This window comes from candidate division Zixibacteria bacterium HGW-Zixibacteria-1 (assembly GCA_002838945.1).
Taxonomy (GTDB): Bacteria; Zixibacteria; MSB-5A5; order GN15; family PGXB01; genus PGXB01.
The window spans coordinates 1-7,196 of record PGXB01000072.1 but is presented as its reverse complement, the minus strand read 5'-3'; the positions used below and the strand labels follow the sequence as shown (position 1 = coordinate 7,196).

Annotated in this window: 8 protein-coding genes and 2 tRNA genes; 3 read left to right on the top strand and 7 right to left on the bottom strand. The window is 45.1% G+C overall.

What is annotated here, in order from left to right; translation table 11 throughout:
- The first annotated feature begins 143 nt into the window (after positions 1-143).
- Positions 144-431 carry a hypothetical protein gene (locus CVT49_16340; protein PKK81935.1) on the top strand — a complete coding sequence of 96 codons (288 nt, stop codon included), beginning with the start codon at positions 144-146 and terminating at the stop codon, positions 429-431.
- Positions 432-479: 48 nt separating this feature from the next.
- The gene (locus CVT49_16335) at positions 480-1,358 is read left to right on the top strand and encodes a hypothetical protein (protein PKK81934.1); all 879 of its coding nucleotides are present in this window, start codon (positions 480-482) and stop codon (positions 1,356-1,358) included.
- 138 nt (positions 1,359-1,496) lie between these two features.
- On the opposite strand, the gene CVT49_16330 is transcribed toward CVT49_16335, so the two are convergent.
- The 7 genes from CVT49_16330 to CVT49_16300 all read right to left on the bottom strand — a co-directional run bounded on the left by CVT49_16330 (position 1,497) and on the right by CVT49_16300 (position 6,793).
- A tRNA-Lys gene (locus tag CVT49_16330) sits at positions 1,497-1,569 on the bottom strand.
- 11 nt (positions 1,570-1,580) lie between these two features.
- A tRNA-Lys gene (locus CVT49_16325) sits at positions 1,581-1,655 on the bottom strand.
- 80 nt (positions 1,656-1,735) lie between these two features.
- Positions 1,736-2,251, bottom strand: coding sequence for a peptidylprolyl isomerase (locus CVT49_16320; GenBank protein PKK81933.1), 516 nt, complete (start codon positions 2,249-2,251; stop codon positions 1,736-1,738).
- Positions 2,252-2,390: 139 nt separating this feature from the next.
- Positions 2,391-4,280: an oligoendopeptidase F gene (pepF, locus tag CVT49_16315; GenBank protein PKK81932.1), complete on the bottom strand. Its 1,890-nt coding sequence runs from the start codon at positions 4,278-4,280 to the stop codon at positions 2,391-2,393.
- Between the two features lie 115 nt (positions 4,281-4,395).
- A complete protein-coding gene (locus tag CVT49_16310) occupies positions 4,396-5,358 on the bottom strand; it encodes a radical SAM protein (protein ID PKK81931.1) in 963 nt (320 codons plus the stop codon).
- On the bottom strand, positions 5,349-6,251 hold the full coding sequence (locus tag CVT49_16305) for a hypothetical protein (protein PKK81930.1): 903 nt from the start codon (positions 6,249-6,251) through the stop codon (positions 5,349-5,351). The genes CVT49_16310 and CVT49_16305 overlap by 10 nt, the downstream gene beginning before the upstream one ends.
- Positions 6,248-6,793, bottom strand: coding sequence for a hypothetical protein (locus tag CVT49_16300; protein PKK81929.1), 546 nt, complete (start codon positions 6,791-6,793; stop codon positions 6,248-6,250). The genes CVT49_16305 and CVT49_16300 overlap by 4 nt, the downstream gene beginning before the upstream one ends.
- A 30-nt stretch (positions 6,794-6,823) precedes the next feature.
- On the opposite strand from CVT49_16300, the gene CVT49_16295 reads away from it, so the two are divergent.
- Positions 6,824-7,003, top strand: a complete 180-nt coding sequence (locus CVT49_16295; protein PKK81928.1) for a hypothetical protein — start codon at positions 6,824-6,826, stop codon at positions 7,001-7,003.
- Positions 7,004-7,196 lie beyond the last annotated feature (193 nt).

Below are 7,196 nucleotides of genomic sequence, written 5' to 3'. Positions count from 1 at the left end.
CGCCGTCATTCGAGCCTGGGTTTTAAAAATCCAGTTGACTTCGAACGGGCGGCTACCCTATCTTAACTATGTGTCCATTTTTTTAGGGGAAGACCAATTCCACTCTTAGAATAATTGCCTCAATTAGGGATTTACAGGAAAGTATGGACAATTTTGAATATGAATTTTATGACTGGCAAAAGAAATACGGCAGTTGGGAAGAGTATACAAAAGCAATGTCCCAGCATTACAATGAGAACATGAATAATTATAATAGAAATTTTAAAGTAGAGACTATTATATTTAGGGACGAAATATTATCTAGATTGCGCAATCTAAATATTGCAAGGAATCAGTACGCAGATTATGAATCTCCCGTAAATCCAATCGGAATTGGATTTGTTGTTGATGATTTAGAAAAATTGGCAAAGTTACTGCCGCAGGACTATTAGAAATCTTACATACATGGCAAAAATAATGCCAATTATAGGGGCCTTATAATGCAGAATGGATGGGATTTTTTTATTTGTCATGCAAGTGAAGATAAACAGGATGTGGTAGAGCCACTTGCCAGTGAATTAAGAAATCAAGGTGCTAAGGTTTGGCTAGACAGTTGGGTGCTTAAAATCGGAGACAGCTTAAGCGAAAAAATCAATGAGGGTTTAATTCACTGTAAATACGGAATCGTTATTTTAAGCCCTAGTTTTTTCGAAAAATCTTGGCCTCAGAAGGAATTGTCTGGACTTGTCCAAAAGGAAATTGGGGGCCAAAAGGTCATTTTGCCAATCTGGCATAATGTCGATCGCCAGGATGTTTTTCAAAGATCTCCAATATTAGCGGATAGAGTCGCAGGAAATACGAGAAATGGAGTAAAATCCTTGGCAATTGAGCTAATGGAGATTATATCAATTGTGGCAAATATACCAAATACGAATGCCCCGAGTAATACTGTAAAGCAGGCCGCAAGAATTGAAATAGGTTTTAAAGAAAAAAATATAATTTCCGATCTACACATTTATGGCTTGAAGATAATAATTGCACTTATAATACCGCCTGATCAAGGAAGAATGCGATTCAAATTTTCCTGGCCTCAATATATTAAAATAATAGACTCTCAGAATCTAGATGAAATAGAATCCACTTTCATAAATGGAGCGGAATATAGACAAATTTTAGTTAACTGGGAACAGAGAATATTTCCCGGTGAGACTATTGAATTGTTGGGAATGAATAGCCGCCATAAACTATATTATCGTTTTGACCATGGAACTTATAATTATCAAAGAAAAAATAAATGTGATCTCAATTATACATTGTATTTGGAGGATCATTTGCCAATAAGTGGAAGTATTTCATTCGACAAATTAAATATTTTTTAGCAAGCCTCCCAATAATCCTATTATTGTATCGGAATAGATGGCCCTTCTGGACAGATTTTATGGAAGTGTTAAGTTAATTTGATTCTTGTCATGCTCGGCGGTCAGATTTTAATATAATTATGGCTGTTCAATAAAAAATGCGCCATCAAGGACTCGAACCTTGGGCCCGCTGATTAAGAGTCAGCTGCTCTACCAACTGAGCTAATGGCGCATCGTTTCATTTGGTGAGGGTGGATGGGATCGAACCATCGACCCTCTGCTTAAAAGGCAGATGCTCTACCACTGAGCTACACCCCCACACCAATTCTCTTTAAGCCCTGTAAAATATATAACCGATTTCTTATGTCAACCGGTTTTTTGCCTAATTACAGCCTATTTTACTTGACCTTTAACAATTCAACGTCAAAAACAAGGGTGGCGTTGGGGGGAATTACACCGCCGGCGCCGCGTTCACCATAGGCCAGTTGCGGCGGGATAATCAGACGACGCTTGCCGCCTTCCTTCATGGTCATAACGCCTTCATCCCAGCCCTTGATAACACGACCGACGCCGATCTGGAACTCGAACGGCTGTCCGCGATCGACCGAGCTGTCGAATTTCTTGCCATCGGTCAACCAGCCGGTGTAATGGACCTGAACGGTCTGCGCGCTCGCGGGCGACTTGCCCTCGCCGGCTTTGATAACGATATATTTCAGCCCGGAGGCGGTGGTAACAGTGTCGCCGGCCACAGCGGCGTAGTCGGTGGCGGGCGGAGTGACTTCCTTCGGAGCTTCGGTCGCGGCCTCGTTTTTCACTTCGGTTTCCTTGTTGGCTTCAGTATCGGTTTTGTCGCCGGCACAGGCCACCATTCCAATAATGAAGAGGACGGACATCAATAAAACCAATAACCTCATAATAACTCCTGTAATTAAAATTAAACAAGACGTGTATATATAACAAATGAAGCCGCTTTTGTCCAGTCCGGCGTCAAATAAAAAACCGGGTGCCCGACACCGGCACCCGGCTGCTATTTATTTCAACGGTAACGGGTTATCAACCCTCTTTTTCGAAAAGAACTTTTTCGAACTGGTCCACCAGCTTACCGAAAGTATTGATAACATTCTCATAGGGCTCGGTGGTGGTCATATCGACCCCGGCCTTTTTAAGAATATTGATGGGATAATCGGAACTTCCGGTTTTAAGGAAGGTAAGGTAAGCGTCGGTGGCGCCGGGCTGGCCGTCGAGGATCTTTTTGGCGATCAATTCGGCGGCGGCGTAGCCGGTGGCATATTGGTAAACATAAAACTGACGATAGAAATGGCTGATTCGCAGACAGCCCAGGTCGCGGCCCTCGGGAATAAAATAATCGGGGCCATAATATTTTTGATATAGATCGCGATACAACTTGCGCATCGAATCGGATGAAAGAGCGCCGCCCTTTTCGACGACGTCATGAATATCGCGCTCGAACTCTGAAAACCATACCTGGGTGTAGAACGTCCCCATAATCTGATTTATGTAGTGATTGAGGAGATACAGTCTCTCCTCTCTGGTCTTGACGCGTTCCATCATGTATTTAACCATTAACGCTTCATTGACGGTCGAGGCAACTTCAGCGCAGAACAGCGAATGTCCGGCGTATTGGTACGGCTCGTTCTGGTAGGTGTAGTAGGAATTCATGGCATGGCCGAGTTCATGAGCCAGGGTGAAAACATTGTCGAGCGACCCGTTGAAATTGAGAAGCATGACAGGATGAACCGAATATGTTCCCCAGCTATAGGCGCCGGTTTCCTTGCTCTGGGTTTCATAGACATCGACCCAGCGCGAATTAAGAATTTTGTTGAGCCCTTTCTGATACTCTTTGCCGAGCGGCTGGAGCGCTTCTTTGACCATCTTAATCGCTTCGTCATAGGTATATTCCAGTTTGACATCCTCGACCAGCGGAACATACATATCGAAACCGAAGAGGGTATCGAGGCCGAGCGCTTTTTTTCGGACGGTGGTATATTTGTGCAGGGGCTGGAGATTATTACTGGCCGTTTCGATCAGGCTGTGAAAGACGCCGGTTGGGATATTGTTGCCGTCGAGCGAATTTTCGAGGCAGCTGTTATAGCCGCGCGCCTTGGTATAAAAAACATCGCCATTGACCGAGGAAGCCAGGGTGGCGCCGAGCGAGTTGACATAACCGGTATAGGCACTGTTATAAGCCTCACTGGCCTCGCGACGCACTTCACGATTTTTTGATTCGAGAAGCCGGCTGTATCTTCCGCGTGTCAGTTCGATTTCATTGCCGTCCTCATCTTTGACATTCGGGAATTTGATATCGGCATTGTCGATCATCTGAAATATTTTGCTCGGGCCGCTCGCCAGCGGACTGGACAGGGCCAATATTTCTTCCTGCTGGGCCGACAAAATGTGCGATTTTTTCCGAAGCAAATCATCTATATAAAATTTATAAATTCCAAGTTTGCCGCTTTTCAGGAATGATTGCAGAGTTTCGCTGGGAATTTCGAGAATTTCCGGCTCGATAAAGGATGATGCCTGGCCGATCTGCGAATAGAGCATGCGCGTGCGGGTACTGAGTTCCTGGTATTGGCTGACCCGCTGGTCCTCGTCGTATTTGAGATTGGCATAGACATACAGGCGGTGAGCGGTACTGCTGATCGAATCGCTCATTTGAAGACATTCCACAATGGTTTCCGGCGATTCGCCGAGTTTTCCACGGTAACTCTCGATCCCTGGGAAATAGCCTTCTACATACTTGTATGTTTCCTCCCAGGCTTCATCCGATGGAAAGAAATCGGCCAGATTCCACTTATACTTGTCGTCGATCTGATCTCTGGTTTTGGCTCCTTCCACCTGGGCTGAAGCGGTTCCGATACCTGCGATCAGCAGAAACAAGGTGAGGATGAGAATGAAATTAATTCGTTTGCTGAAGGTCATCAATTACCTCCCTGTTGAAAAGGTTTAAACTACTTACTGCCAATACAAAAAACACCCCAATATGTTAATTCTACGGGAAATATCAAGTCCGGGTTGCAATATAATTGGCGGGATTTCAGGGTTTGAACGAAGGTGTTATCGGGGAAAATTCGTAATTATACGCGGCATCGGGCTCGATGCCGGTATTCATGAAATGTTTGATATATTGCCCGCAATTGCTGCCGATGCGGTTTTCTTCAAGTTCCCCGACGCTCAAAATGACGTCAAAACCGGATTTGTATAAATCATTCAATAAATCATCGACTCTTATTCGATTTTTGTCATTGACCAGATTGATTATGCCGTTGCTCTCGGCATTAATGGTTGGATTGACCGGCGTAATTTTTACCATGAAAATATTTGGATCGAATTTTTCGGCAATGATGGCGGTCGATACCGGATAATTTTCGGCCAAGGCGAAATTGAGGGCGATTTTACGGTCACCATGGCGGTAAAACCGGGTGGCATATGCGGCAATCTTATCGAAATCCCATTTTTTCACCGGGATAATCTTGTCTCTTGTTTTATCGCAGGTGGAATGAATCGAGAACTGCATCTGGAATTTTCCGCTGGAATACAATTTATCTTTTATTTCCGCAAGCCGTTCAAAAAACATTTCCGATCCTTTCGGAGCGACGGTCGAAATACAGGGCATTAAACCGGGCGCATCATACCTTTGGGGAAGTTCTTCCAGCACATGAAGGACATTGTCATTCAGTGAGGGTTCCCCCATTCGTGCAAATTGGATCTTGAATTTGGAAGCCGGGATATGACGATCCGAGTAACGATTGAGAACCAGAAAGTTGATTTGATTAAGAATATCTTCGGCCGAGAGTTTTCCCTTGTACCAGCCTCCGGCATCGCACATGAGGCATCCGACCGGGCAGCCATAGAGAGTGGATACGATCAGCACCCACTTTTCATCGCGCGGGTACGGCGGCTGGACCGATTCGACAAACTCGACATATCTATCGGGCTGCAACTCGGCCATATATACGGTGGCCAGATCATCGCGGCCCGATTGACCTATTATACGCATGATTTGTTTTCCTTCAGAGAACGGTATATCCGCATGGCGGCGAGAAGGCCGTCACCGACGGCGATGCCGACCTGACGAAAAATTCCGTTTTTAATATCACCGGCCATATAAAGCCGGCCCTTCCGTTGCAGTTCTTCACTTATCCGTGCCAACTCCGGTGAGAAGTACGTATCCTGCGGCTCACGGCCAACCGCAGCCAGGATATAATCGGATTCGATGGGACTGGCGGTGCCATCCCCGGTAAAAATAAGTTTCATCAAACCAGTCTCAGTTTCCTCGATTCCAATAATATCAACGTTTTCATAATAACTGATATGATCGTTTTTTGACACAAGATTTTTCAGAAGCGGCAGGGCGCTTGAATTCGCGGATCGATTAAGGATTACTACTTTGTTTTCTTCGGCCAGGTTGAGCGCATAATCGAAGGCGATATCACCGGCGCCGATGATGACGATTGTTTTATCTTTCGCGCCCAGAATCGGTGCAATTTCATAGTACACATTTTTTTTCAGTCTTTCGTCTAGCGATTCCAGAATTTCGATATTTTTTGGTTTTGTCCCGCTGGCGGCTATAATGAATTCGGCTTCATATTCGTTTTGGTCTGTCAGAATGAGAAATATTTGTTTGGTACTATCATAATCAAGGAGCCGGACACGTTCAATATGCGGAACAACATTGGCGGCATCAAGCTGCTGTTTCATGGCCGCGGCCAGTTCCACACCGGGGATGCCATCCGGAAAACCGGGATAGTTTTCAATTTTCCATGCATTATGAATTAAACCGCCGACCCGATGAGATTCGAATAAAATCGATTCCAAACCATATCGTTTAAGCTGAATAGCCGCGGCAATACCGGCCGGGCCGGCGCCGATAATGGCAATCCTGTCAGTCATTTGTTTCTCCCGCCCAATTGCTCCAGAATTTCACCAGTCAGAACTGGTACCGCAAAGCCATGCGACAGATTCAGTAATGCGGCTCGATGAAATTTTTCACTGTATGTGGCGGTGCCGTCAACTGCGAAAAAGACTTCGAAACCGCGCATGAATGCCGAGCGCGCGGTTGTCTCACAGCAGAGATGAGTCAGGACCCCGGTTATCAAAAGCTGGCTTATCCCCCGTCGAGTCAGAATATGCTCCAGATCGGTATTGAGAAAAGCGTCGTATTGCTCCTTCCGCACAATGACAGCTCGATCGGATATCAGGCGATCATCGATTTCCGATAGAGGATTGGCTTCGGTGATGACATCGGCCCACCATAGATTCATACGGCCCGCGCCTTTTGGTGTATTAAGATGCCGGGTTTGAATCAGGGTCAGGTTGTGATTAAGAAAAGCGGTCTGGAGTTTTATGATATTATTCACAACGGCGGGACTGCTACGGACATACGCATGAGATTCCTTATCGAGGAAATAGCGTTGCATGTCGATGACGATCAAGGCGGCGTGATCGGGATTTATGGTTAAATTATGGCCGTCCCGGTAATGGGCTATTTCGGCCAGGAATTCGGCCGCCCTTTGGTCGATATTTTTTCCGCTGTAATAGATAGGTCCACCCCGTTTAGTCCGGCATCGGAAATTTTGCAGGACGGAGATGCACTTATTCTCATCGGAACATATTCTGATATTGACAAAGTGAAAAAACTGTAATTTTATGAAAAAAGAAATGAACAAGAGCTGGTTTATTAAAAAATGGTTATACAAATCTTTATATAAACAGTATGATAATTTATTAGAAAAGCATTTTAAGGATTGATGATGCTAACAAATCAAAAAACCATAATCGCGCCAACCGGAACAGAAATATCATGCAAAGGATGGATTCAAGAAGCCGCAATGCGTA

Bases quoted from the DNA above. Each gene is read 5' to 3' on its own strand.
- CVT49_16340 (PKK81935.1), top strand. From the start codon at position 144: ATGGACAATTTTGAATATGAATTTTATGACTGGCAAAAGAAATACGGC.
- CVT49_16335 (PKK81934.1), top strand. From the start codon at position 480: ATGCAGAATGGATGGGATTTTTTTATTTGTCATGCAAGTGAAGATAAA.
- CVT49_16320 (PKK81933.1), bottom strand. From the start codon at position 2,251: ATGAGGTTATTGGTTTTATTGATGTCCGTCCTCTTCATTATTGGAATG.
- pepF (PKK81932.1), bottom strand. From the start codon at position 4,280: ATGACCTTCAGCAAACGAATTAATTTCATTCTCATCCTCACCTTGTTT.
- CVT49_16310 (PKK81931.1), bottom strand. From the start codon at position 5,358: ATGCGTATAATAGGTCAATCGGGCCGCGATGATCTGGCCACCGTATAT.
- CVT49_16305 (PKK81930.1), bottom strand. From the start codon at position 6,251: ATGACTGACAGGATTGCCATTATCGGCGCCGGCCCGGCCGGTATTGCC.
- CVT49_16295 (PKK81928.1), top strand. From the start codon at position 6,824: ATGGCCGTCCCGGTAATGGGCTATTTCGGCCAGGAATTCGGCCGCCCT.